This is a genomic window from Lysinibacillus sp. FSL M8-0337 (genome assembly GCF_038593855.1).
GTDB lineage: Bacteria > Bacillota > Bacilli > Bacillales_A > Planococcaceae > Lysinibacillus > Lysinibacillus sphaericus_D.
On sequence record NZ_CP151996.1, the window covers coordinates 2,618,080 to 2,641,654 of the forward strand.

At 36.4% G+C, this 23,575-nt stretch carries 26 protein-coding genes; 8 read left to right on the forward strand and 18 right to left on the reverse strand.

Features of this window, described 5'->3' with window-relative positions; all coding sequences use genetic code 11:
* Positions 1 to 3: 3 nt before the first annotated feature.
* The 6 genes from lepB to dacB form a co-directional block, all read right to left on the reverse strand.
* The gene (lepB, locus tag MKY08_RS12495) at positions 4 to 561 is read right to left on the reverse strand and encodes a signal peptidase I (protein WP_024360995.1); all 558 of its coding nucleotides are present in this window, start codon (positions 559 to 561) and stop codon (positions 4 to 6) included.
* A 159-nt stretch (positions 562 to 720) separates the two neighbouring features.
* Entirely contained in the window at positions 721 to 816 is a 96-nt protein-coding gene (locus MKY08_RS12500) for a hypothetical protein (RefSeq protein WP_029747072.1), read from the reverse strand.
* A 348-nt stretch (positions 817 to 1,164) separates the two neighbouring features.
* Complete coding sequence (locus MKY08_RS12505; protein WP_024360996.1) at positions 1,165 to 2,103, reverse strand: LCP family protein; 939 nt, start codon at positions 2,101 to 2,103, stop codon at positions 1,165 to 1,167.
* A gap of 549 nt (positions 2,104 to 2,652) precedes the next feature.
* The gene (locus MKY08_RS12510; protein ID WP_069513227.1) at positions 2,653 to 3,090 is read right to left on the reverse strand and encodes a MarR family transcriptional regulator; all 438 of its coding nucleotides are present in this window, start codon (positions 3,088 to 3,090) and stop codon (positions 2,653 to 2,655) included.
* Between the two features lie 31 nt (positions 3,091 to 3,121).
* Positions 3,122 to 3,877, reverse strand: a complete 756-nt coding sequence (locus MKY08_RS12515) for an SDR family oxidoreductase (protein ID WP_024360998.1) — start codon at positions 3,875 to 3,877, stop codon at positions 3,122 to 3,124.
* Between the two features lie 89 nt (positions 3,878 to 3,966).
* On the reverse strand, positions 3,967 to 5,400 hold the full coding sequence (gene dacB / locus MKY08_RS12520; protein WP_069513226.1) for a D-alanyl-D-alanine carboxypeptidase/D-alanyl-D-alanine-endopeptidase: 1,434 nt from the start codon (positions 5,398 to 5,400) through the stop codon (positions 3,967 to 3,969).
* Between the two features lie 176 nt (positions 5,401 to 5,576).
* Between dacB and MKY08_RS12525 the strand changes: the two genes are divergently transcribed.
* Positions 5,577 to 5,954: a hypothetical protein gene (locus MKY08_RS12525; RefSeq protein WP_069513225.1), complete on the forward strand. Its 378-nt coding sequence runs from the start codon at positions 5,577 to 5,579 to the stop codon at positions 5,952 to 5,954.
* 147 nt (positions 5,955 to 6,101) lie between these two features.
* On the opposite strand, the gene MKY08_RS12530 is transcribed toward MKY08_RS12525, so the two are convergent.
* Positions 6,102 to 7,835: an ABC transporter ATP-binding protein gene (locus MKY08_RS12530; protein WP_069513224.1), complete on the reverse strand. Its 1,734-nt coding sequence runs from the start codon at positions 7,833 to 7,835 to the stop codon at positions 6,102 to 6,104.
* On the reverse strand, positions 7,832 to 9,574 hold the full coding sequence (locus tag MKY08_RS12535) for an ABC transporter ATP-binding protein (protein WP_069513223.1): 1,743 nt from the start codon (positions 9,572 to 9,574) through the stop codon (positions 7,832 to 7,834). Before MKY08_RS12535 ends, MKY08_RS12530 begins: the two co-directional genes overlap by 4 nt.
* Positions 9,575 to 10,131: 557 nt before the next feature.
* On the opposite strand from MKY08_RS12535, the gene crcB (MKY08_RS12540) reads away from it, so the two are divergent.
* The 5 genes from crcB (MKY08_RS12540) (at position 10,132) to thiD (ending at position 13,786) form a co-directional block, all read left to right on the forward strand.
* Positions 10,132 to 10,494, forward strand: coding sequence for a fluoride efflux transporter CrcB (gene crcB / locus MKY08_RS12540; protein WP_069513222.1), 363 nt, complete (start codon positions 10,132 to 10,134; stop codon positions 10,492 to 10,494).
* Entirely contained in the window at positions 10,491 to 10,853 is a 363-nt protein-coding gene (crcB, locus tag MKY08_RS12545) for a fluoride efflux transporter CrcB (RefSeq protein ID WP_024361010.1), read from the forward strand. Before crcB (MKY08_RS12540) ends, crcB (MKY08_RS12545) begins: the two co-directional genes overlap by 4 nt.
* Complete coding sequence (locus MKY08_RS12550) at positions 10,850 to 11,197, forward strand: hypothetical protein (protein ID WP_069513221.1); 348 nt, start codon at positions 10,850 to 10,852, stop codon at positions 11,195 to 11,197. Before crcB (MKY08_RS12545) ends, MKY08_RS12550 begins: the two co-directional genes overlap by 4 nt.
* 342 nt (positions 11,198 to 11,539) lie before the next feature.
* Positions 11,540 to 12,745 carry a DUF418 domain-containing protein gene (locus MKY08_RS12555; protein WP_069513220.1) on the forward strand — a complete coding sequence of 402 codons (1,206 nt, stop codon included), beginning with the start codon at positions 11,540 to 11,542 and terminating at the stop codon, positions 12,743 to 12,745.
* 222 nt (positions 12,746 to 12,967) lie between these two features.
* Positions 12,968 to 13,786, forward strand: a complete 819-nt coding sequence (gene thiD / locus MKY08_RS12560) for a bifunctional hydroxymethylpyrimidine kinase/phosphomethylpyrimidine kinase (protein ID WP_069513219.1) — start codon at positions 12,968 to 12,970, stop codon at positions 13,784 to 13,786.
* 114 nt (positions 13,787 to 13,900) lie between these two features.
* Here thiD and MKY08_RS12565 read toward each other — a convergent pair whose 3' ends face one another.
* The gene (locus MKY08_RS12565; protein WP_069513218.1) at positions 13,901 to 14,203 is read right to left on the reverse strand and encodes an antibiotic biosynthesis monooxygenase; all 303 of its coding nucleotides are present in this window, start codon (positions 14,201 to 14,203) and stop codon (positions 13,901 to 13,903) included.
* 329 nt (positions 14,204 to 14,532) lie between these two features.
* Between MKY08_RS12565 and MKY08_RS12570 the strand changes: the two genes are divergently transcribed.
* Entirely contained in the window at positions 14,533 to 15,213 is a 681-nt protein-coding gene (locus MKY08_RS12570) for a response regulator transcription factor (RefSeq protein ID WP_069513217.1), read from the forward strand.
* Positions 15,203 to 16,441 carry a HAMP domain-containing sensor histidine kinase gene (locus MKY08_RS12575; RefSeq protein ID WP_069513216.1) on the forward strand — a complete coding sequence of 413 codons (1,239 nt, stop codon included), beginning with the start codon at positions 15,203 to 15,205 and terminating at the stop codon, positions 16,439 to 16,441. The genes MKY08_RS12570 and MKY08_RS12575 overlap by 11 nt, the downstream gene beginning before the upstream one ends.
* Positions 16,442 to 16,509: 68 nt before the next feature.
* Here the strand turns inward: MKY08_RS12575 and MKY08_RS12580 are convergent, their stop codons facing one another.
* The 9 genes from MKY08_RS12580 to MKY08_RS12620 all read right to left on the reverse strand — a co-directional run bounded on the left by MKY08_RS12580 (position 16,510) and on the right by MKY08_RS12620 (position 23,572).
* Positions 16,510 to 17,076, reverse strand: a complete 567-nt coding sequence (locus MKY08_RS12580; RefSeq protein WP_069513215.1) for a ferric reductase-like transmembrane domain-containing protein — start codon at positions 17,074 to 17,076, stop codon at positions 16,510 to 16,512.
* Positions 17,070 to 17,975, reverse strand: coding sequence for an FAD:protein FMN transferase (locus tag MKY08_RS12585; RefSeq protein WP_069513214.1), 906 nt, complete (start codon positions 17,973 to 17,975; stop codon positions 17,070 to 17,072). The genes MKY08_RS12580 and MKY08_RS12585 overlap by 7 nt, the downstream gene beginning before the upstream one ends.
* A gap of 14 nt (positions 17,976 to 17,989) precedes the next feature.
* Positions 17,990 to 18,229, reverse strand: a complete 240-nt coding sequence (locus tag MKY08_RS12590; RefSeq protein WP_024361019.1) for a hypothetical protein — start codon at positions 18,227 to 18,229, stop codon at positions 17,990 to 17,992.
* Between the two features lie 18 nt (positions 18,230 to 18,247).
* Positions 18,248 to 18,901 carry a copper amine oxidase N-terminal domain-containing protein gene (locus tag MKY08_RS12595; RefSeq protein ID WP_069513213.1) on the reverse strand — a complete coding sequence of 218 codons (654 nt, stop codon included), beginning with the start codon at positions 18,899 to 18,901 and terminating at the stop codon, positions 18,248 to 18,250.
* A 135-nt stretch (positions 18,902 to 19,036) separates the two neighbouring features.
* Positions 19,037 to 20,224, reverse strand: a complete 1,188-nt coding sequence (locus MKY08_RS12600; RefSeq protein WP_069513212.1) for an MFS transporter — start codon at positions 20,222 to 20,224, stop codon at positions 19,037 to 19,039.
* 144 nt (positions 20,225 to 20,368) lie between these two features.
* Positions 20,369 to 20,827, reverse strand: a complete 459-nt coding sequence (locus tag MKY08_RS12605; RefSeq protein ID WP_069513211.1) for a VOC family protein — start codon at positions 20,825 to 20,827, stop codon at positions 20,369 to 20,371.
* A gap of 263 nt (positions 20,828 to 21,090) precedes the next feature.
* Positions 21,091 to 21,960, reverse strand: coding sequence for a metal ABC transporter permease (locus tag MKY08_RS12610; protein WP_069513210.1), 870 nt, complete (start codon positions 21,958 to 21,960; stop codon positions 21,091 to 21,093).
* Positions 21,957 to 22,829, reverse strand: a complete 873-nt coding sequence (locus MKY08_RS12615; RefSeq protein WP_069513209.1) for a metal ABC transporter permease — start codon at positions 22,827 to 22,829, stop codon at positions 21,957 to 21,959. Before MKY08_RS12615 ends, MKY08_RS12610 begins: the two co-directional genes overlap by 4 nt.
* Positions 22,823 to 23,572 (reverse strand): metal ABC transporter ATP-binding protein, encoded by a 750-nt coding sequence (locus MKY08_RS12620; protein WP_069513208.1) that lies wholly within the window; start codon positions 23,570 to 23,572, stop codon positions 22,823 to 22,825. Before MKY08_RS12620 ends, MKY08_RS12615 begins: the two co-directional genes overlap by 7 nt.
* Positions 23,573 to 23,575: the final 3 nt, after the last annotated feature.

A 23,575-nucleotide genomic window follows, 5' to 3' on the forward strand; every position in this document is an offset into this window, starting at 1 on the left:
TCTCTATTCAATGCCAATGTGAAAATGCTTAAATGGATAAAGAGTCAATTTCGCTTCTCCATAAATAGCATCTTTTGCAATTAAGCCGTAATGGCGACTATCATAACTTTTCAAACGGTTATCACCCATGACAAAGTATTTACCTTCTGGCACCTTTTTCTCATTCGTTAAACCTTCTAATGTGAAATTCTCAGTAATGCGTAGTTGACTCGGATCATCAGTTTGACGATTTACATAATCTTCTTTATAGGCCTTTCCATTTACATACAATACATCATCGATCATTTCGACTGTATCCCCTGGAAGCCCTATCACACGCTTAATATATAATTCATCCTCAGTCGGAGATTGAAAGACAATTTGGTCAAAGCGTTCAATTTTACTTGTTTTACTTACAATAATAATGTCCTTATCCTCATATGTCGGATACATAGAAGCACCTTGTACTTTTATCGGTGCAAATAAAAATTGCTTACAGCCTAAGACGACGATTGCTGTCACGACAATAATTTTAATGTAGGATAGAATTTCTTTTTTCATATTCGTTTTTTCTGCTTGCATGCTCATTCCCCGATACTTTTTTATTTAATAGTATAGCATTTACTAGTGTCTATTGACGAATAAAAACACAAAATGTTTCCATACCATGAAAAAAAGACATAAGCTCAGTCGCTTGTGTCTTGGAAAATATATTCTATTTATGTATAGCAACTAGTTGCTTTATGTAGTAGAGTGATGTTGCTCGTTAAATAAATCAACTGCTAATACAATCCCAACAGGCAACGCGATCGCTAACAATATTGTACCAATCATCATCACAATCACTCCCTCAACCATTTCTTATAAAAAATTATACACTAAATTTTCAGATATTTCAAACGAAATAAAAAACTGCTAGCACGTTTTATAACGAAAAAAATCATTCAACTAGGCATGCATCCTACCTGAATGATTTTTTTGTATTACATAAAAATTTTAAAACATAATAGTTGTAGCTGTTGCATCATGAATTTAACTGGACTTTTTTGTACTTTCCGTTTAGGTACATAGCTTTGCATGCAATTATTTAATGCTGTATACCTAAGCACCTGGGTCCTCCCATTCATTCATCTCGCTCCCTTCGCAAACATATTTTTACAACTATTGTAGCCAAATGATCGTGCGTTATTCTAAATGGGTTTTTAACTCTGTTTGTATTTGTTGAAGCTCTGTTTCATCTGGTACATAATACCAAATACGATCAATCATTTTCCCTCCTTCTGCTTCAAATGATAACTGCTCTATACTACTATCCATTTTCTTATATATACTTTGTAGCTGGATTAAATCTTTCACTGTAAAATTCATGCGGACATTGTCTCCGACAACATCGAGCATATCACTAGCCTTTAAAATCACGGAAGGTGTAGAAGCTTTTTTCATTACCGCTTCAATAATTTGACGTTGACGAATTTGACGACCAAAGTCCCCTCGTGGATCTTCGTAACGTATACGTGAAAAAATAAGTGCTTCATCGCCATTTAAAGATAATTCTCCCTTAGGAAAATGGTATGAATCATAGGTTAAATCCATATCATTTTGAATCGTAACACCACCAAGCGTATCTATAATTTGTAGAAACCCTTCCATATTAATAAATACATAATAATCGAGTGGAATATCTAACAAATTTTCAACTGTATCCATTGCCATTGGTACGCCTCCAAAAGCATAAGCATGGTTAATCTTATCTACTGTGTCATGACCGATGATTTCGGTACGTGTATCTCTTGGAATGCTTAACATTTTCATCGTTTGTTTTTCAGGATTGACCGTAATGACAATCATTGTGTCTGAGCGGCCACTATCGTTGCTTCGTTCATCAACACCGAGTAACAGCACAGAAAACGGTTCTTTTTTCTTCATTGTTTTTGGCGCTTCTTCAGTAATGTCTGTCGCTTCAACTAAAGGTGTATTTATTTTATTCATCGTTTTCTGAATAGTATAATAAGCTGTACCTATAAAGATTAAAAAAATCGTTAATAGGCTACCTACTATCCAAAGCCATATTTTCTTCTTACTCTTTTTTTTCTTTTCTTTCATTCGTTTCATGTTTTTTTCCATACTTAAGTCCTCTCTAGCTTTTTAAAAAATTTGCCCCTCTTTTTGACGTTTTAGGTTGGAAAAAAGTTTATCTGGTCTATTTATATGCATATTGGACGAAAAAAAGACGTACACTAGTATTTACTAAATATGCGTCTTTATATTCGTTAATATGTAAAATGGGCAATCCTGTTTGTAAATGCCGCTGTTTTATCTTGTTACTTTTTAACCTACCTTCTATCATTTCCCTACAGTAAGAAAACATTTCTTTATGTATGTAAAAATCCCTTTTGTACCGTATAGAATAGCAAATTTTCCTTCAATTATAAAGTTTTTTTGTCGATTTTACGTTTATTTTAAAGATTCACGCTTCTATATTGTATGTATACATATCATTTATACGCCAAGAAAACCATCTCACACGCTTAATCGTTTTCTAGCATAAGCCTTTCGGTTTGATATACATTTTGGACCATCATTAACGCAATCTTTACTATAAAAAAAGAAAAATACCTTGAGCACTAATAACGCTCAAGGTATTTCTCCAAGCTACTGTAAAACGCAACTTGCTTATTGATTATTTCTGTCGTGTATTCCTTGCACTAACTTTTCTTGAATGGACAAATATTGTGCAATCTCTTCATCATTCAATACTTCAAAAAGCTGAATAAATACATCTTTTCCAACTTCTTGTGCTTTTATCAATGCGTCTACACCTTTATCCGTAATCTGTAAACGAATCGTACGTCTATCAGCCTCATCATATAGTCTTTCTGCTAAGCCCAGTTTTACTAATTTTTCAGCAATGCTTGTCATAGCACCTTTCGTATAACCAATCGTTTCCGCTAATTCTGCTTGTCTTTGCGGGCCTTTAATTTTTAGTTCACTTAAAACTAAAATCGGTGAAATGCCTAACGGATAAGGAAAACCTTTCGTAAAACGTATAATATTAGCATTATTCATCTGATCAATCATATGAATGAGTTTAAAAATACTTGTCTGTGTCAAAAAAATCCTCCTCGAACAATAACCGAGAAAATTAGTGAAGCATGATTGAACCACCGTCAACCATAAGTGTTTGACCTGTGATATACTGTGAATCCTCTGATGCTAAAAATACTGCTACACGGCCGATGTCATCTTCTACATCACCAAAGCGACCCATTGGGATTTTATTTTTAACAGCTTCGTAATATTCTGGTTGTGCTTTTGCCCATGCTTGTACACCTGGTGAATTTGCAATTGGACTAATTAAGTTTACATTAATACCGAAACGTCCCCATTCATTTGCCGCTACACGAGAAATGCCGCGGATTGCTTCTTTTGCTGCAGCATACGCACCTTGTGTTTCATGACCAGCAATTCCAGCACCAGAAGCAAAGTTAATAATATTCCCTTTTGTTTCTTTTAAGTGCGGTAATGCTGCTTGCATTAAATAAAATGTTGGATAGAAACCAGTATCAAATGATAAATCTAAATCAGCCTGCGTTGTATCTTCAATCGTTGCTTGTTTTGAAGCATGTGCATTATTAACTAATACATCTAGTTTACCGTATTTTTCAACAACTGTATCGATTATTTTATGCAAATTAGCACGATCCATTAAATTTGCCTGTAAAAACATTGATTTTGGAGAAATTTTTTGCAATTCTTTTTCCATTGCTTTCCCTGTTTCTTCATTTAAATCTACAATCGTTACGATTGCTCCTTCTTTTACCATTGCTTTTGCCATACCACTACCGATACCGCCAGCACCGCCAGTAATAATTACTACCTTGTCTTGTAATTTGCCCATGAGTAAACAGCTCCTTTTCATTAATCATCAAATAGTTTAACATTAAATTATTCATAATTAAACTAGATTGCTCACTCTTTTGAAACCCTTTACATTTCAATGGCAATTTGCTTGACAATTTCATCAATCGTAGCAATTGCTGAACCTTTATTGCCTTGCGTTAAAATACTAAAAATATACCACTTGCCGCTTTTCCCTTTGACATAGCCACTTAATGCATAGGTACCACTTATGTAGCCCGTTTTAGCTGAGACACTATAACCTTTCAAGCGGTTTTCTAATGTCGCCCCAACCAGCTTTCCTTTTCGCCCCGCATGTGGTAAAGCATCCAAATACGAGAAGTACCAAGGTTTTTGTCGAACTTTAAATAGTAATAAGCTTTCCTGCATACTACTTACGCGGTTTTGATGATTTAAGCCTGAGCCATCTTCAAAGTACCATTGGTCCATATTTAATCCACTATCTATACCATAGGTGCGAATGGCTTCAATGCCTGCCGACCAACTTCCTTCTCCAAGAAGCTCCCTTCCCAATTGCTTAGTTAGCATTTCTCCCATGCCGTTAATGCTTAACTTTAAAAATCGAAAATTAATATCCTTTAATGGCATGGAGTAAGTAATGCCAACTCGCTGTGCATTTTCTGGTACTTTCCCTTCGGTAAGAGGCATTTTTTGAATACCTTTTGCTACTAATTTTTCTCGTAATACATCAAGCGTAAACATCGTTGGATTATAAACAGTGACATATGTATTTTTTTCTGTACCTGCTGGTAAATTGCCTGTTACAACAATACGATCTGTTCCATGTTCTCTTGTGATTTTGACGGTCGATTTCTCACCCTTTTTCACAGTTTTTGTTTTGTTGACAATGGGGATTGTGCTTGCATATGGTAAAAGCTGTATTTTGGCTGCTTGTCCAATTTTAGTGCCAGTTACTTTTACATGGACATTGCCGACATCATATTGGTCATTCGGTGAGAGCGTTAGAGCAGAAATACGTGATGCATAAGAGAATGCCTCTTCTTGTGGGACTATTCCTTTGGCTAATCGATCGTCATCAAACCACGAATCATCAGCAATCAATGCACCTGTAATTTTTGTGATTCCTAACTTTTTCAGCCCATTGGCGAATGTTTCTAAATGGACAGGTAATAATGTTGGATCGCCCCCACCTTGTAAATAAATATTTCCTTGTAATACACCATTTTCAATGGGACCATCCACATAAGCCTTCGTTTCAAAACGATAATCAGAGCCGAGTAAATCTAATGCCGCAGCACTAACAAGCAATTTATGAGTGGATGCGGGACGTATCATTTTTTCCCCATGCTTACTATAAAGAACGTCTCCTTTTTCCATTTCTCGCACCGTAATACTATATTCATTGTTTTTCCAGTTTTTAGCGATGATTGTATTGATTTTATTCGTCATCGTTTGCTCATTTGCCTGTGCTTGTTCAACAAATAGCAATGGGTAACAACACATGGTTAAAAGCATCATCAGTATAATAATTTTCTTTTTCATAGATCCTCCATTTGGCAAAATATTCTCTAATTATTTTTTATTTTAAGTAAAAGCGCTTATTTTTTCAATTCAACAACTATTCTAACTTCTTCTGAAGTGGACAGACATCTTTTTTTCCGACATGAATAGACTGTAGTAGCTAGCTAAAATCGCTTTCAAAGTAGGAGTTGGTTTCGATGGGCGCAAAATGGATTAAAATATCGATCTTCTATTTAATACTTACAATCGCTTTTGGACTGTTTATGCATTATGCATTTCAACTTCAATGGAAGACGACACATGCACATATTGGTGTCGTTGGTTGGCTAACTACGGGATTCATAGGGCTCGTTTATTGTCATTTTAAGGATGCTGCAGAAACAGGGCTCGCCAAGGCACAGTTTTGGCTTTACAATATCGGTTTACCGTTTCTGTTAGTTGGGATGATGATGGTTTACTTAGATGTGCCTCATTGGTTATTTGAACTGTTCGTATCTGGCGGTGGAATTGCCGTTGCACTTTCTATATTATTATTCTTTGTCAATGTCTTACAAAATGTGAAAAGTACCGAATAAACTAGAGGGCGTTTTTACTCTACACAAGATAAAGCAAAGGCATCAAGAACGAACTTCTTGATGCCTTTCGATTTGTAGAGCCCCATTCAACAAAGTGGGGTTCTATATTTTATACAAAATATGCCACGCATTTAGGAATGGCGCTTATTACTGCAAAGAGTTCGCTTGCATTTGATACATTTTTTCATAAATTCCACCATGTGCTAATAGCTCATCGTGGGTACCACGCTCCACAATATTTCCACGATCTAAGACAAGTATTCGATCCGCATTTTTGATTGTTGACAGACGGTGGGCAATAATGAATGTTGTGCGCCCTTTTTTCAGTACATCCATTGCATGTTGAATAATTTCTTCTGTCTCAGTGTCTATATTTGAAGTTGCTTCATCTAAGATTAAAATGGCTGGATCAAAGGCTAATGCACGTGCAAAAGAAATTAATTGTCGCTGACCAGAAGATAATGTACTTCCCTTTTCAATCACTGGTTCATCATAGCCATTTGGCAAGTTTGCAAGCACGCGATCCCCTCCAACGGCTCTTAAAGAATCTTCCACTTTTTGTCGAGAGATTTTCGGATTATTTAAGCTCACATTGGACGCAATCGTTCCGGTAAATAAATAAGGGTCCTGTAAAACAATCCCCATATGCTCACGCATAGATTGACGAGCAACCGTTGTGATATCAATACCATCAATCGAAATCTTGCCTTTAGATGGGTCATAGAAGCGGAATAATAAATTCATAATCGAACTTTTTCCAGAGCCTGTATGACCTACAAGTGCAATTGTTTCTCCTTGATGTGCTTCAAATGATAAGTTTTTCAAAACATAGTCATCGTTTTTGTAGGCAAAGGAAACATCCTCAAACACTACATTTCCTTTATATCTTGGTAGACTTACTTCAGATACGGGCTCTCCATCTATATCTAACACCTCAAACACGCGCTTCCCTGCAATCAGCGAGCGTTCAAGCTGCGAAAATTGATTTACAATATTGGTGATTGGATTGAAGAGTTTTGTTAAGTAATCGACAAAAGCATATAAAGTCCCTGCTGAAATTATTTGCGTTGTCGTCATCGATTGGGTCCCAAAATAGAAAATAAAAATCGTAAACATTAAAAGCCTTAACGTATTCACTAAGTTAAATGAAGTCGCCGAATCGAGCACTAATAGTTTACGTTCATAGGCATAGTGTTCATTATTCATATCATCAAATTCCTTCGTCATTTGTTGCTCACGTCGGAATGCTTGAATAATTGTCATACCTTGAATGGATTCATTAATCATTGCATTGATATCGGCAATCTTTGTGCGAATAACATCATTGTATTTCGAAGCAAATTTACGATATAAAATCATCCATACATAAATAACCGGCACCATGACTAAAGCCAATAATGCCATTTGCCAATTTAAAATAAATAGTGCTACATAAACACCGATTATTGAAATTAAACTTGTCACAAAATTTGATAGTACCTGCACATATAAATTGCGTACTGCCTCGGTATCATTGGTTACACGCGCAACAATTTTCCCTGCTGGTAAGTTATCAAAATATTGGATTGGTAACGTTTGGATATGCTCAAAAACATCTTTACGTAATTTTTGAACAACACGATTTGCGCCCATTTGTAAATAAATATACATAAAGTAACGTAAAACGGCTGTAGCAATCGCCAAAATTAAATACAATAGTAACAACCACGTAATCGGTTTAATCTCTATTTGACCGATCGTCATATAATTATCAATGATGTGTTTTGCAATAAACGGTCCTACAAGTTCGGTAAAAACAGCAATTGTTAAGAAAAATAACCCTAAAAATATTGGTTTTTTAAAATACATTGCATAACGTGTTAAGCGTTGACTCGTACTCATGAGGCACCCCCTTCTAGCTGCTGACGGTCGAATTGTTCTTTATACCAGCCTTGTTGTGAAAGGAGCTGTTCATGTGTTCCCTGTTCTACTATTTGTCCTTCATCAAGCACAATTATCATATCGGCATGTTGAATTCCTGATAATCGATGGGTTGTAATAATCGTCGTTCGATCCTGTCGTTCACGCTGAATATTTTCGATGATTTTAGCTTCCGTTTTAGCGTCTACAGCTGAAAGTGAATCATCAAGGATTAAAATTTCAGGGTCTTTAATAAGTGCCCGCGCAATTGATACACGTTGCTTTTGACCTCCAGAAAGTGATACCCCTTTTTCTCCAACAAGTGTTTCAAGCCCCATTGGGAGATGGGCTAAATCTTTTTCAAAATATGCTGCATGGATCGCTTGTTTCAGCTCTTCTTCTGTAGCATCTTCTTTTCCAAATAAAATATTTTCTCGAATTGTACGGGAGAATAATACATGATCCTGCGGCACATAGCCGATCCAATCGAGTAACTGCTCTTTTGTTTGAGCTGTAATATCAATGCCATCAATGGACAACTGACCTTCTCCAATTGGATACTCACGTAGCAGCTGTCGTAAGAAGGTTGTTTTCCCTGCACCTGTCTTTCCAACAATGCCAAGTGTTTGACCTTTTTTTAGCGACAATGAAATACGCTCCAAGTTTTTCACATGGCTCATTGGATACTGGAAAGATAAATCGTTGAACCCGATAGCATTTGGTGTTGCTACAGCTTGCGGTGTTGCACTATTTTGTACATCCGCTTCATAGCGTAACGTTTCCTGTACACGGTCTAATGAGGCATTTCCTTGCTGCATCACATTAATAAGTTCCCCAATCGCAAAAATTGGCCAAACCGCTAATCCTAAATAGACAGTAAATGTTACAAGTTGCCCTAACGACATCGCCTCAGTCGATACTAAATGCGCACCGTAGCCAAGTGCCACAACATAACTAATCCCTGTCCCTACTTTCGTAATGGGTCCAAATAAAGCGTTGATTTTTGCCGTATGCATATTTTTTTCATAAACGACCTCACTCATTGCCGCAAAGTTTGCTTCGTCCTTTTTTTCTTGCACATACGCCCGTACAACTCGAACGCCTGCTACTGACTCAAGGACACTATCGTTTAATTCCCCAAAGGCGTCCTGCGCTTTCATATATCGTTCATGCACAATTTTCCCTAAATACTGAATAAGAATAGCCATAATAGGCACTGGCAACATGGCAAAAAACGTTAACTTCCACGAAATCATATAACCCATTGCAAAAATAATACAGCCCATATATATCGTCGAGTCTATCAGTGTCATGATTCCAAAGCCCGCAGTTAGTGACACGGCGTTTAAATCATTGGTAGCTCGTGCCATTAAATCACCTGTGCGATTTTTTTCATAAAATGTCGGTGTCATACGTAAAAAATGTTGCATTAAATTGCGACGTAACATTTTCTCTAAATTAATGGCACCTTCAAATAATCGAAATTGCCATACAAAATTCAAGACATAACCACCAACTATAATAGCTACAAAAATCAACAAATATTTCGTTAAAATAGCTGTTGTCATTGTGCCTGCAGTTAAAATATCAATAATAGACCCTAGTAAATACGGTGGAATAACCTCTAATCCACTCGCAATGATTAAGAGTACAATCGCTATTGTATATTGCTTCCAATATTGCTTGAAAAACCAACTTAGTTTACTTAATACATCAAACATCCATCAATACCTTCTTTCCTAAATGCTTTACATCTTCGCTACCCACTATCTAGCAATTCCTTATTGAAAATTAATTTCCTTGTGATGTTTTGCATACACATACACTCCTTTTTCTGTTCACTATCACCTTTTTTTGCAATAAAAAAGACGCATCCCCTGAAAAGAGCATGCGTCTCTTATAAAAGGTAAGGTGTACCCATACCTTTCATTGCATAAAAAATAACAATGTTAGACATGGACAATGTATGCAGCTGTGCTTTTGTATCGTACGGATAAAATCATCATTGTCATGCCCTCCTTTGTTTGGTTTGTTATAGTGTTATTGAAGATTATCATATAATTGAAATAATTGTCAACATTCAAACTGTTATTTTTTATATATTACAGGAAATAATTAACGCTTTAAAGTAGTGAATTGCTTTATTCGCAAGAAAATAGCTTTTATTATAACAAACTTTAAAAAACTACCATCCTGCTTTTGTGCTTGATACAATATAAAGGCATGCGGTGAATCTTATTATGTATACTCGGTCTAAAAAATAAAGGAGTCTTTGACATTGAAAATATTTGTTGCAATTGGCTTAGGAGGATGTTTAGGCGCTATTTCCCGCTATTATATTAGTATGCTAGCTGCAAATACGGCGGTCTTTCCATTTTCAACACTTTGCATTAATTTAGTTGGCTGTTTTTGTTTAGCCTTCCTTTTCACCACCTTTACTAACCGCACGCCCCTTGTACTCGGCATTGGTACAGGCTTTTTAGGAGCCTTTACTACCTTCTCGACCTTTTCTGTAGAGACACTTTTACTGTTGGAAAATAGTAAATGGGGACAAGCACTCGCCTATTGTTTGATGAGTGTGTTCGGTGGTCTAGTATGCGCTTGGCTAGGTGCTCTACTTGCAAGGAGGCGGATGCAATGATATTAGTTGGAATAGGCGGATTTTTAGGTGCATTAGCAAGGTTTTACTTAGGTAAATGGATTGTTAGTACATATCCTTGGGCTACCTTTGTCATCAACATAACAGGTTCCTTTGTACTCGGTTTGTTAGTTGGTGCACATCTAAGTGATGCGCTATGGCATTTCTTAGGAATTGGCTTTTTAGGTGCTTATACAACGTTTTCAACATTTGGGTTTGAAACATTGCAACTAATCGAAAAGAAACAATGGCATCTAGCGTTCCGTTATGTTTGTAGTACAGTAATTGTCGGATTGCTCTTTGCAGCACTAGGGCTTTCCCTTATGCAGGGCGTCCTTAAAACATTAGAGGTGATTTTTTGACACAACCCACAATCGAGCAGCTTCAAACTTTAGAGGCTGAAATTGAACATACATTATATACATTAATTGACTTAGAACTTGATGAAGCTTACCAAGAAATGACGACTCTATTTGCCAAATTACTCGCAAAGGTGCAAGCAGCGCACTTAATAGATTATAAGCTTGATGTACTAGTAGAACCTAATAATTACGCTAGCGAAACATGCATATTACTCAAGAGTTTACTAGAAGCAAAAAACAGGCCCAACAAAAGACATCAGCTTTTAACGCATCGCATCATTTTAAAAATTTGGCTGCGTAAAAATCGACACTTTATAGATGAGTTATTACCACAAATGTTTTAAAAACGTTGGACAACCACGGCATAGCCAAAGAGTGTTAGATTGATTAAGTTCAATCTAACACTTCTTTTTTTGCTATGTACTAGTTTGCGCATTCTATAAAATTGCCTCCTCTACAAGCTTAAATTCCCAAACATTTTCCCTAGTAATAAAATCAATAAATATTTTCCCTTCTCTTTTTGAGCCTATTTTCTATACTAATAAAATCTTATTTATGCTACTTCAACATAGAAAAATGCTTATTTTCACGAAACCTTTCTTCCATCTTGGCGTTTATTACTTATGAGAACTAAATGAAAATCGTTATCATTTCGTTCTATATAAACATTTTTGAGAGGTGTTTTGATGGAAAGAATAAAATTATTGGATGTTGCGAGAGGACTAGCCATAATTGGCACACTGGGAACGAATATTTGGATTTTTGGATCAGCCGGCTATTCAGTCGATTTAGATGAAACTGATATTTCAAGGATTGGCTCATATATATCTAAGTTTTCAGATTATTTGACGAACGGGAAATTTCTTGGCTTATTAACGATTATGTTCGGCATTGGCATGCAATTGAAATATGCTAGTTTCCAAAATAGAGGGCTCCCTTGGTTTAAACTGTACCTATGGTCTATGATATTGCTTTTTTTAGATGGGGTTCTTCATTTTATATTTGTTTTTGAATTTGATGTATTAATGAGTTATTCCCTAACAGGTATCCTCGTTGCATTTATTATTCAACGCTCAGAGCGAGTCATGAAAATTTGTATGTTTGTTGCAGCTAGTATTCACCTTTTTCACCAAGTCGTAGAAGGTTTTCTTATGGACAAAATTATGACGACTCAACTTGCACGAACATTGTTTCCAAACAATCCATATGCCAATCTAAGTGCTAATCGTAGTAGTATCGCTGAACAAGCAGCACTAGTTCGTCAGGAGAATCAATTGCTTGAGATATCTGGGTTTTCATGGTGGGAGCAAGTTGTGTACCGGCTAGAACATTTTTGGGTTTTACGCTCAGAAGCGATTATGATTTTACCAATGAATGTTTTCTTATTTTTACTTGGTGTCTTCCTCGTTAGAAAAGGTTTATTGAAAATGGATGAACACGGCATTCGACTGCAAAATCGCCTACTATGGATTGGATTAGGTATTGGTATCCCATTAAATGCTCTATCGTTTTTTAGTACTCAATTTGTCGTTTTAGACCGCTATGTTTTTGCCCCTGTTTTATCACTGGGTTATCTCGGTCTTGTCTTTTTAATCGCCCGCCATCAAAAGTTCGTTAAAGCCCAACATTATATTAGTAATGTTGGCAAAATGGCACTTACATGCTATATCGCGCAAAATATCATCGCATCCTTTTTGTTCTATAATTGGGGACTCGGCCTATCCAACCATTATAGTCAACCATTAATCCACGCATCTTGGCTAGGCATTACGTTGTTTATGATTGGATTTTCTACTTTATGGTTACGAAAATATAAACAAGGTCCCATTGAAACCATCTGGCGTAAACTTGGCAATATTCCTGTGAAACGCCATCTACAAAAATTAACGTAATCCCTTTGATTGCATAGCGACATTAAAACATGTATGTTCTTCCTAATGACCGTTGGCATACATGTTTTAATTTGCAGCCTCATGTTTAAACTGACATTATAAAAACTCTACTTTCTGGCTATTTCAAAATAACGTCAATTATTATTACAATAAAGTAATATAGAAATATGATTAAGACATCGTCACCTAGCTTTAACGTATAAGATGAGGAGTACACTAAATATGAAAAAAACACTGACAATCGCTGGTTCTGCCGCACGTGGCGGAGCTGGTATTCAAGCAGATTTAAAAACTTTCCAAGAACTAGGCGTGTACGGCACTTCTGCCATTACGGCCTTTGTAGCAACACATCCTCGAACTAATCAAGGCGTTTTTACGCAATCATTAGACGTTATTGAGGCACAGCTCCATACAATTGCGACGCAAATTGGCATCGATGCTTTAAAAACAGGGATGCTATTCACCAAAGATATCATTGAGCTTGTGTCAGACTGGCTCTCTACTGTTCAGGTCAAACATGTCGTAATTGACCCTGTTATGTTCGGTAAAGTAGGAACTGCATTAATGGAAGAAGGTGCCATGTCTTCTTTAAAGGATAAACTATTACCACATGCAACAATTATGACCCCTAATATGCCTGAAGCAGAATATTTGCTCGGTGGTAAGAAACTTACATCTGCAACTGATTTACAGGATGCAGCCCGTGATTTACATAAGCTTGGCACGCAATTTGTACTCGTAAAAGGTGGTCGTCTCGATGGTCCCGCAACGGATGTATTATATGATGGCGTACGCATGGTAACATTGGAAGCCCCACGTATTGATACTATTCATACAAATGGTGCGGGTTGTTCATATTCTGCAGCGATTACTGCTGGATTAGCACAAGATCTAAGTGTTGAAGAGGCTGTTATGCAAGCTAAAAAGTTTGTTACTGCTGGCATTCGTCGAGCTATACCATTTGAAGCCGTTGCTGGTGCCATCGACCATCGTGCCTATAAAGTGTTTGGTGAACATGATATTACAGTTACGCGAAACTAGTCATACTGGAACAGGGCTAGTAGTTATTAAAAGCAAAAAAATCCGTGTAGAGCCTTTTACGGGCACAGCGGATTTTTTTATTTGTGCTATCGTTGAAGACTAAATGCTAGTTTCTTAAAAAGAATAGGCACGCATAACTTGGCATATTTCTACATGATAATGACTGTACCATTTTTCTTTACCTAATTGTTGTGCTACAACATGTTGTGCATTGTTTTTCCACTGTTGAATCGCCTCTAACGATTCCCAATACGATACAGTAATCCCCTGCCCCTCGGCATTTCTTGTACTTGCCACACGAAGAAAACCTGACTGCTGTTTTGCTAATGCTTCAATGGCATCCGCCATTTTGGCATATCCTTCGTTGTCGTTATCCGTCCGTTGTGATGTGAAAATAACAGCATAATAACTATCCATCCTTTACTCCCCCCTCCTCTTTCACTACTATTGTATACGAAAAATCCTATCCATTTAATTTCAATAAGCTATGTCGTGGCAGTTATGCAAACTTCCGTTAGTATACATTGTAGTACTACCCTTTATAATGGAGGTATGTACCATAGAACTAACTTTTAGTCATTATGCGATAGCGATTTCTATTGATTTAATTTACTAAATGATAACTTGGTGGTCCACACTAAAGATAGCTTAATGTAAAAAAAAACAGGATGATGTACTATTTTTTCAGTTTGCCTTCATTTTAGCATAGTATAATAATTTGAATATGGAAACAGGAGGGAACTAAAATGAAAATATTACTGGCAGAAGATGATAGTCGACTACGTAAAAATATTGTTCATATTTTAAAAAAAGAATTCCACCATGTTGCATCTGTCGATAATGGACAAGATGCCCTGAACAATACATTTTCTGAACAGTACGATTTAGTGATTTTAGATTGGATGATGCCTCAGCTAAGTGGTATTGCTGTTTGTCAGCAGTTACGACAAAGTGGCTTTAATGGCTGTATTTTAATGCTAACTGCCAAGGACGATACAGAAGATATCATTACAGGACTTGATAGTGGCGCTGACGATTATTTAGTAAAACCCTTTAAGATGGAGGAACTGTTAGCCAGGGTTCGGGCATTACTGCGTAGAAAAAATAAAGTGATTGAGCAAGTTGTCAAAGTAGAAAATTTAACTTTACAAGTCGATGCACGTACGTTTTTGCTTAATAATACCGAAGTAGAATTAACTAAAAATGAATTTTTACTGCTTGAATATTTATTTTTAAATAAAGGTCGTGTTCTAACAAGAGAACAAATATGCATTTATATTTGGGGCTATGATTATGATGTGTCCAACAATTCATTAGATGCTTTAGTAAAGCTTGTTCGAAAAAAAATTGATGATGGGCAAGTCAAATCACGCATTCAAAATGTGCGGGGCATTGGCTATAAATTGAGGGAATCTCATGTTTCATAAAACAAGAAAAAAATTATCTTATTTGTATGCCACACTGTATTTTTTATTATTTTCACTATTTATTATTGTTCTTTATTTTGCTCTTGTTAAATTGATGGAAAATCAACAAATACAAGAATTAGAAGCGTTTTATATAAAACAAGAACATGATTATTTTGAATATGCAAATGACAACAAAAAAACCGTGAGCTATGACCCAAACCGGAATTATTTTTATTATATCTATACAAACGATCATCAATTTATCCATGGGGATGAATCTGTTAGAGGGCTTAAAACACAAGTAGAAAAAGTCTTTTCGCAAGACCGTCAAGTTCACGATGTCGTACGTCGTTTCGAATGGCAAGAACAGCATTTCCTTATAATTAAAAAGCCGATTAACTATCATGAAAAAGTAGTCGGCTATATACTGATTGGGAAATCTGTAACAACACAACATCACTTTTTTCAAAAAGTAAGTGAGTTACTGCTACTATTAGCGTGTATTTCAACGATTTTAATCGGGTTACTAAGCTACTACATGGCTGGCAAAGCGATGGTTCCTATTCAATGGTCATTTGATAAACAAAAAAAGTTTGTTTCGGATGCCTCTCATGAATTGCGCACACCACTTAGTATTTTTTATAGTTCACTCGATATTTTAGAACTTGAGGAAGCAAAGCATTTAACTCCTTTTGGCAAAGAATTAATTACGGATTTAAAAGATGAGGCCCAATTAATGAAAGCACTGCTTGATAAACTATTATTTTTAGCGCGCCACGATCAACAGCAGGGCTTAGCTCATCAAGAAGTATTACAGCTATCTACTATGCTTGAAAAAATAAGTACTAAATTTCAAAAAATCATGCCTGAACCCATTCAATTTTGCACACAAATAGAAGAAAACATTGAACTACTTGGCGATGCAACAAAAATACAAGAACTGCTTTATATCCTATTAGATAATGCTATTGCCTACACAAAACAAGGTCAGATTACATTAACACTTTCAAAACAAACGAACCTTATCACGATCGCTCTAGCAGATAGTGGTATCGGTATACCAGAGCAGGAACTTGCCATGGTGTTTGAACGCTTTTACCGCAGTGACACTTCCCGCCAACGCAATGGGACAGGGTTAGGTCTTGCCATTGCACAAGCGATTGTGGAACAGCATGGAGGAAAAATTTATGTTACGAGTACTGTAGGAAAAGGTTCAACGTTTTATATTGAATTTCCTGTTCAATAACATTTCTTAAATTGGCTTAAAAAGCAACAGCATCAGCTTATTTCCTCTCAAGAAATAAGCTGATGCTTTTATTTTGAGCTCCTTAATGCTTGTGGAACTGTTTTGTCTTTTGTCTTCCTTCCTTGGCTGACCATTCTTGCTATCAATATTGAGAGAACACAACCTGCGGACGTAAAATAGAACAGCAGGATATATATGTTGTCTGTATCACTCCCAATAAGTATGCCGTGTAAAAGAGATAGGAGCCAAGCTGGCAATACGAGAAAGTGGATTGATTTCCATATTGAGCGATTCATCGTTTTCAACCATAAATCTGAAGTTAATAGTACTAGTAAAAATAAGTAAAAAGCAATTATCCCAAGGCCAGAGGCAATCGGTTGATAATGAGATGAAAAAGGGAGTAGCACTTCCACTAATGCATAGGGCTCGTAGTTATCAATGATGAGCACGAACATATGCGCAACAACGGTTATTAGACCTAACCACCCCGCATTTTGATGAACTTGGTAAATTAAATTTTTATGTGATTTGACAAACGTCGATTTTCTTAACAAACCAAATACAATAGACACTGTAAAATAAAAATATGCTAAAAACCCTAATAACCGTATCCATTCCCATGTACTTGTTAACATATTTTCTCCCCCGTCATTGCCCAGTAACCTGCTTGATTTTCTTTTACAATAAAACGTGCACTGCGGTCGCATATTGCTTCAAGCCATTGTTGCTGTTTGGTGTCATCCACTAAAAAGCAAAGTTTTGCTCCAACTTCTGCATCACATAATGATGATGTTACGACCGTTGCTTGTATTACATCCGTGATCGCAACGTTTCCTGTTTGACCATTTAATAAATGATGCTTACTGTTTTCTCCTTGGGTCCAACTTCTATAAATTCGATTAGAGGTAGCAATAGCGCCTGAAGCCATTTTTATAGCGCTTATTTCTTTGTCCACATCATAGGGATCGGCAACACCAATCGTCCATATTTTTTCACCTGACGACCACATTTTCATATCCCCACCCCCATCTATTAAGCCGTATTCAGGAGCTATCTCCGCCTCAAGCCATTGCGCTAATTTTTCAATAGCATAGCCTTTTGCGAAACCCCCTAAATCAATTTCTTGCTGTGCTATTTTCATAACTTGTTGATTGCTTAAAAACTGAAAAGGATTACCTGCTATGATAGGTTGGTTGTACATTGCCTCCTTTTCAATTGTGGTAAACGGAAAAGATTGATTGTAGCCATGTTGTTCAAGTTGTAATTTTAAATACGGTGAAAATAAACCATTTGTACGAAGATAATAGTCATTGGCCTGCACTAAACAATCGTAGAGATCATCACTTAATTGTAATGTTTGCCCGATTTCCAGATTATTCAATTGCCAAAGTTCATTGTTCGTGCCAAACCTCGACCACTCTTGCGCTACGTAACGAAGCCACTTTTCAGCTTTTTCTTGCCAATTCGTTTTATTACTCTTTGCTATAGCTAGATAAAATTCCGTATTCATTACTTGTAATGTCAATGTATCCACTGTCATCATCCCTATCAAGTTCTTTTCGTTTTGCGCTCACTTTTGACTGCTGTTTGTTTTGTTATTTCAAAATTTGTCCAATCAAGCTGTACGAGCTCTTTCTCTTTCTTTGTCATGGCCTTCTCTTCTATTTTAGAAAATTGAGCATCAGTTGTTTCAGCTTGCGATGTGTCATTAAATTGTGATAGTAATGCAGCAGAAATAAGTACACCCGATGCGCCTAATAACCATTTTGCTTTTTTTGGATCTTTCATCGTTCTCCACGCTCCTACCTAATTTAATGGTTGACAAACAAACTGTTGATTTTCCTCTTGCCATTCGGCGATAAAGCCTAAGCCATTTGTTATGGCACTAATCGGTAAATAAAGCTCATTATTTAAATAAAAAGCATGTGCAGGTAATGGTGTTTTTACATAATTGTCGTAAGCAACATTTTTCCCTGCGCGATAAATAAGTTCATGATTGGCGTTTTGAATAACCAATATTTCACTTGTTTTGTAATACGTCGCTGTTGCACCTAATAACTTTGCCACTGTTTTGCCAGGTACAAATATTTCTCCGTCTTTTGGCATTGCAAACAAGTTTACCTCTTTATTTGTGCCTGTCACTTTTAATACAACTTGTTTTGAATTCGTAAAAGGTAGCGCTTCTTTATCGACAACAACGGATCTTGTCCATATATTCCATTTCCCTTTTTCATTCACAACGTTCGTTGTATCATAATTTTCGTATTGATCATCATCGTCATAATCATCTTCATACTCATAATCATAGTCGTCATCATGGTCGTCGTATTTTTCATACTTTTCATGTTTTTCATAACCATCGTGATTATAATCGTCATCATCTGCTTTTGCCTGCATACCATTCGTTAATAAACCTACTACCAATAAACTAGCTGCTACACTTATTTTTTTGTTTTTCATTTCTTTCACTCCTTCCATCATTAATAGTAGGACATGAAAATGATAGGAAACTGAATTTTGCCACATAAAAAACAAAAAAAGCTATTTCCACATACAGATTGACCTGTAGTTAGAAATAACTTGTCATTGTAACACTTAATGTGCGTGTAAAATCACCTTTCTTTTCTTCGAGAAAAGGAAAAAAGTTACAGTTAAACTTAAACTAATTATACCAAAAACAATACCCATTCCACTTAAGCCGATTACATCAAGCATCATACCTGTTGACAACAGAACAATTTGGAACACAACCGAATCAATCATATTGCGGAAGGAAAAGAATCGCCCGTGGTACTCTTTCGGTACTTGTTTTTGAAAAATCACCATCGTTGTTGGGAAAAAGCACCCGACAGAAAAACCAAATAATCCGAATGTTAATAAAGCAAAGAACGTGCTATCCGCTAGCAATAGCATTAGCTCCATTATGCCAATAATCAATGCAAGTCCGAATAATAATGTCCCTATTTTGACGCGCTCAGCAATATATTTGAGCCCAGCAGCCCCTAACATAAAGCCAATTCCTTCAACTGTATATAATAATCCCGAAATAGTCGTGGACGCATGCATTTCGGTGATTTTCATAATGACTAGATTAAAAGAGCCTAAAAATAATGTCGGAATTAACATTAATACGAGTGTCATTAACACGACTGGATGCTCCTTTAGCATCGGGTATACGTCCTTAAATCTACCTTTTTCCTTGTCATTGACAGATACATTTACCGTTTCATCAAGCTTTAAACTATTTGTCATAACATACATGATAATATACACAATAAGTGAAACAATGTATAACCATTTCAACTCAAAATAGCTTAACATTAAGCCCGCTGCGGCAGTTCCGACAATTCTAGAAATCGTTCGAGCATTCATTTGCCAAGCATTCAAAGTCATTAAATCTTTATCTTTGACAACTAATGGTATAATAGACTGTAAAGCAGGCATATAAAATGCTGCTGCAATTTGCAACGTGATTAAAAATAATATCATCCATATTACAGAGTTGGTATACAGTGCTATAAACATAAAGAACACACTTAGAATACGACCTATACTCGCAAACTGAATAACTGTTTTTTTCTTCGATTGGTCAATCAACCTTCCTGCGAGTGGTGCGACAACAAGACCAGCTAATATACCAATTGAAATAATTAATGATTTATGGAAATCTGACGGCACGACTTTTTGCATAAATGCTAAGTTGCCAATAATTCCAGCCCATAAGCCAAGACCTACTACAAATTCACCTAATAAAATAATCCAAACATTACGTTTTCCCCACATGCTGTCTCCCCTCGTTGCCCAATATTAAATTTTTATAACATCCATCGTAACAAAATTATAAATATTCGTACATATAATTTTACAAATCTGGCATTTTATCGACGCGTGCAAAATCCTTTATTCTTGATTGATGTATCACTTTTGCTATTTATCCCTTTTGTACCATGTTGCTAAAGACATCATTGGAAATTCTTCAGCAACATCCAATCTTAATGGTGTAATTAGCTCAATAGAATTGCCATCTGGATCGGCAAAATAGATTGCCGCATGGGCATGTGGATGATTGGGTAAGACGAGCGGCTGTTGTGAGGGCGTAAAGCCAAATGCTGTTCGTATTTCAATGCCAATGGATTGTAACCATTGTTTTACTCGTCCTACATCATCTTCGTCTATTTTAAAAGCAAGGTGTCGGATAGACGGATGGTAATCTAGTTGCGCTTCCTTACATTCCCACAAACCTATCCAACTTTGTCCTTTGACAATCCAGAAAAAAGCGAGTTGCTGTTGCACATAAGCTAATTCAAGCCCTAGCTTTTCATAAAATATAATGGATTGTTGTAAATCGCTAACAGGTAAATGTGCTTCATATAATCCTTTTATCATAGTATCTCCCCTAATGATTATTGACAAAAGTATACTATTTTTATAGGAAGGGAAAATCATGCTAAAGGATGAAATGTGCATTTTTAATAATAATTAGCGGACTTGCTAGCATACCGATGTTTTACTACACTATATAACAAAATAAAGAGATGGGTTTTTAAAAGCCCCATCTCTTCTTCATTGATTTTACTAATTAAAGTGCATATCCCTTAACATAAGTTAAAATTTGAGGTCAAACATTACTTTTATCAATATCTTGCACTTTAAACTCCTTCTAATTTACTAACTAGTGCTTTTCGTTTATAGTCCATAAATTTTTGAACGCATAACGTCATGATAAATAATAGACCGACCGCCGTAGCCATCATACCTGCAATGGACGTGTCCCAAAATTTAGCCAAATAATAACCAATAATCGCCGCTGCCCCTCCATATAACATACTGAATAGGAACATCTGTTTAATTGATTTACTAATTAAATTGGCTGTGGCAGCAGGTCCAATTAACATCGCTACTACTAAAATTGCCCCAACACTATCAAATGCTGCAACAGTTGTAAAAGAAATGGACGTCATAAAACCATAATGTAAGAAAAGTATTGGTACACCAATGGACGCTGCATAAACGCTATCAAAGGTTGCAAGCTTCATTTCCTTAAAGAATAATAATAGGAACCCTATATTAATCATTAATACAAGCAATAGTATCCAGATAGCTTTGGGCATTGTGATTGCAAAGAACGTCCATTTATCCCAAGGAACAAATGCAATTTCACCCATTAAGATATGCTCAACATCTAAATGCACATGGCTAGCAAACAATGTAATTAGCAGAACACCTGCGGCAAATAACGTCGTAAAGACAACACCAATTGCAGCATCTTGCTGTATACCCGAAGAATGTAATAACTGCACTAAGTATGCCGTTAAAATGCCAGCAACCGCTGCACCTAATAGCATCCAAAATCCATTTAATGTTTGCGTAATGATAAATGCCATCACAATTCCAAACAGCACCGTATGGCTAATAGCATCTGCAATCATCGACATTTTACGTAATATTAAAAAGACACCAGCCATCCCGCATGTAATACCTACCAAAAGACCCGTGATAATGACCCATAATTCAATCATCCTACTTCACCTTGCTTTCGAAACTGTTTTTTTCTAAAGTACTTATACATTTGCCCTGCTGGACTAAATAAATAAGATAAAAAGAAAATGGCAGCAGCTACTAAAACAATTAAAGGTCCTGTTGATAAGCCTGTACGCATAGAACTAATAAAGGTTCCAACAATCCCTGACACACCACCTATTGCTGCACTAACTACAAGCATTGAACTTAGCTTCCTTGTCCATAATTTAGCACTTACGGCAGGAATGATTAACAGCGCTGACATTAATATAACACCGACTGATTGAATACCCGTTACAATTGTCATCACAATCAAAACGGTTAACGTCGCTTTTAACGCTTCAATCGGTAAGCCAATCCCTTTTGCATACACGGGATCAAAGATTAATAGTTTCCATTCCTTATAAAATAACAAACTAACTATTATAATAATTGTTGCACTTAAAAACAGCCATGTTAAATCCGCTTTTGTCATCGTTGCCGCCTTACCAAAAATAAAATTGTTAAGGCCACTCTGATTTCCTAACGGGCTATGATTGACAACCGTTAAAAATACAACGCCTACCCCGAAAAATACCGTTAGCACTAAACCAATAGCAGCATCTGCTTTCATTTTCGAAAATGAAACAATCCATTGGATACAGTAGACAGACAAAGCTGATGTTATACCTGCCCCCAGCATTAATATAGGTAATTCTTTTTGCCCTGTTAATAAAAATGCTAAGGCAATGCCAGGTAATGCTGCATGTGCTGCAGCATCACCTACTAAACTTTGTTTTTGAAGAAAAGAAAAAGTACCTGTTATTCCAGCCGCAATCCCAAGCAACATCGTACCCATTAATACCCAAAGCAAGTTTCCAGTTAACATAGGCTGTTCGCTCCTACCATGTCTTGCATCATAAATAGTTTGCCACCGTATGTTTTTTGTAATTGTTCTGGTGTAAAAACATCTTCCGTTGCACCGGATGCTAAAATCGTTTTATTTAATAAAATTGTGTAGTCAAAATATTCTTTTACTGTTTGTAAATCATGATGTACGACAAAAATACTTTTTCCTTGTGCCTTTAAGCTTTTTAAAATATCAATAATTGTTTTTTCAGTAGCGGCATCAACACCAGCAAATGGCTCATCTAAGAAATAGATAGTAGCATTTTGTGCTAAAGCCCGTGCTAAAAATACACGTTGCTGTTGACCTCCTGATAATTGACCAATGGAACGCTGTGCAAAATCTTGCATGCCTACACTTTCCAAAGCTTGCTTTGCTAAAAGCTTATCTTGTTTAGATGGTCTTTTAAACAATCCCGTATGTCCGTATCTTCCCATTAGCACAATATCTAGTGCATTCGTTGGGAAATCCCAATCAACGGCATTGCGCTGTGGGACGTATCCCACGACTAAACTTTTTGGATCGAATAGCTTTCCTAGTATCTCTACTTTTCCTACCTTGTTTGGTAATTGATTTAATATCGCTTTTAAGAACGTCGATTTTCCCGCTCCATTTGGTCCAATAATGGCTGTAAGCCGACCGCTAGGCACTGTGACGTTGGCATTTTCTAAAACGGTTTTCTTATCATAAGCAACCGATAAATTTTCTACTGTTAATGCATTCATTTT

Coding starts and splice junctions, on each gene's coding strand:
- lepB (WP_024360995.1), bottom strand. CDS start 561: ATGCAAGCAGAAAAAACGAATATGAAAAAAGAAATTCTATCCTACATT.
- MKY08_RS12500 (WP_029747072.1), bottom strand. CDS start 816: ATGATGATTGGTACAATATTGTTAGCGATCGCGTTGCCTGTTGGGATT.
- MKY08_RS12505 (WP_024360996.1), bottom strand. CDS start 2,103: ATGGAAAAAAACATGAAACGAATGAAAGAAAAGAAAAAAAAGAGTAAG.
- MKY08_RS12515 (WP_024360998.1), bottom strand. CDS start 3,877: ATGGGCAAATTACAAGACAAGGTAGTAATTATTACTGGCGGTGCTGGC.
- dacB (WP_069513226.1), bottom strand. CDS start 5,400: ATGAAAAAGAAAATTATTATACTGATGATGCTTTTAACCATGTGTTGT.
- MKY08_RS12525 (WP_069513225.1), top strand. CDS start 5,577: ATGGGCGCAAAATGGATTAAAATATCGATCTTCTATTTAATACTTACA.
- MKY08_RS12530 (WP_069513224.1), bottom strand. CDS start 7,835: ATGAGTACGAGTCAACGCTTAACACGTTATGCAATGTATTTTAAAAAA.
- MKY08_RS12535 (WP_069513223.1), bottom strand. CDS start 9,574: ATGTTTGATGTATTAAGTAAACTAAGTTGGTTTTTCAAGCAATATTGG.
- crcB (WP_024361010.1), top strand. CDS start 10,491: ATGATATTAGTTGGAATAGGCGGATTTTTAGGTGCATTAGCAAGGTTT.
- MKY08_RS12555 (WP_069513220.1), top strand. CDS start 11,540: ATGGAAAGAATAAAATTATTGGATGTTGCGAGAGGACTAGCCATAATT.
- thiD (WP_069513219.1), top strand. CDS start 12,968: ATGAAAAAAACACTGACAATCGCTGGTTCTGCCGCACGTGGCGGAGCT.
- MKY08_RS12565 (WP_069513218.1), bottom strand. CDS start 14,203: ATGGATAGTTATTATGCTGTTATTTTCACATCACAACGGACGGATAAC.
- MKY08_RS12570 (WP_069513217.1), top strand. CDS start 14,533: ATGAAAATATTACTGGCAGAAGATGATAGTCGACTACGTAAAAATATT.
- MKY08_RS12575 (WP_069513216.1), top strand. CDS start 15,203: ATGTTTCATAAAACAAGAAAAAAATTATCTTATTTGTATGCCACACTG.
- MKY08_RS12580 (WP_069513215.1), bottom strand. CDS start 17,076: ATGTTAACAAGTACATGGGAATGGATACGGTTATTAGGGTTTTTAGCA.
- MKY08_RS12590 (WP_024361019.1), bottom strand. CDS start 18,229: ATGAAAGATCCAAAAAAAGCAAAATGGTTATTAGGCGCATCGGGTGTA.
- MKY08_RS12595 (WP_069513213.1), bottom strand. CDS start 18,901: ATGAAAAACAAAAAAATAAGTGTAGCAGCTAGTTTATTGGTAGTAGGT.
- MKY08_RS12600 (WP_069513212.1), bottom strand. CDS start 20,224: ATGTGGGGAAAACGTAATGTTTGGATTATTTTATTAGGTGAATTTGTA.
- MKY08_RS12605 (WP_069513211.1), bottom strand. CDS start 20,827: ATGATAAAAGGATTATATGAAGCACATTTACCTGTTAGCGATTTACAA.
- MKY08_RS12610 (WP_069513210.1), bottom strand. CDS start 21,960: ATGATTGAATTATGGGTCATTATCACGGGTCTTTTGGTAGGTATTACA.
- MKY08_RS12615 (WP_069513209.1), bottom strand. CDS start 22,829: ATGTTAACTGGAAACTTGCTTTGGGTATTAATGGGTACGATGTTGCTT.
- MKY08_RS12620 (WP_069513208.1), bottom strand. CDS start 23,572: ATGAATGCATTAACAGTAGAAAATTTATCGGTTGCTTATGATAAGAAA.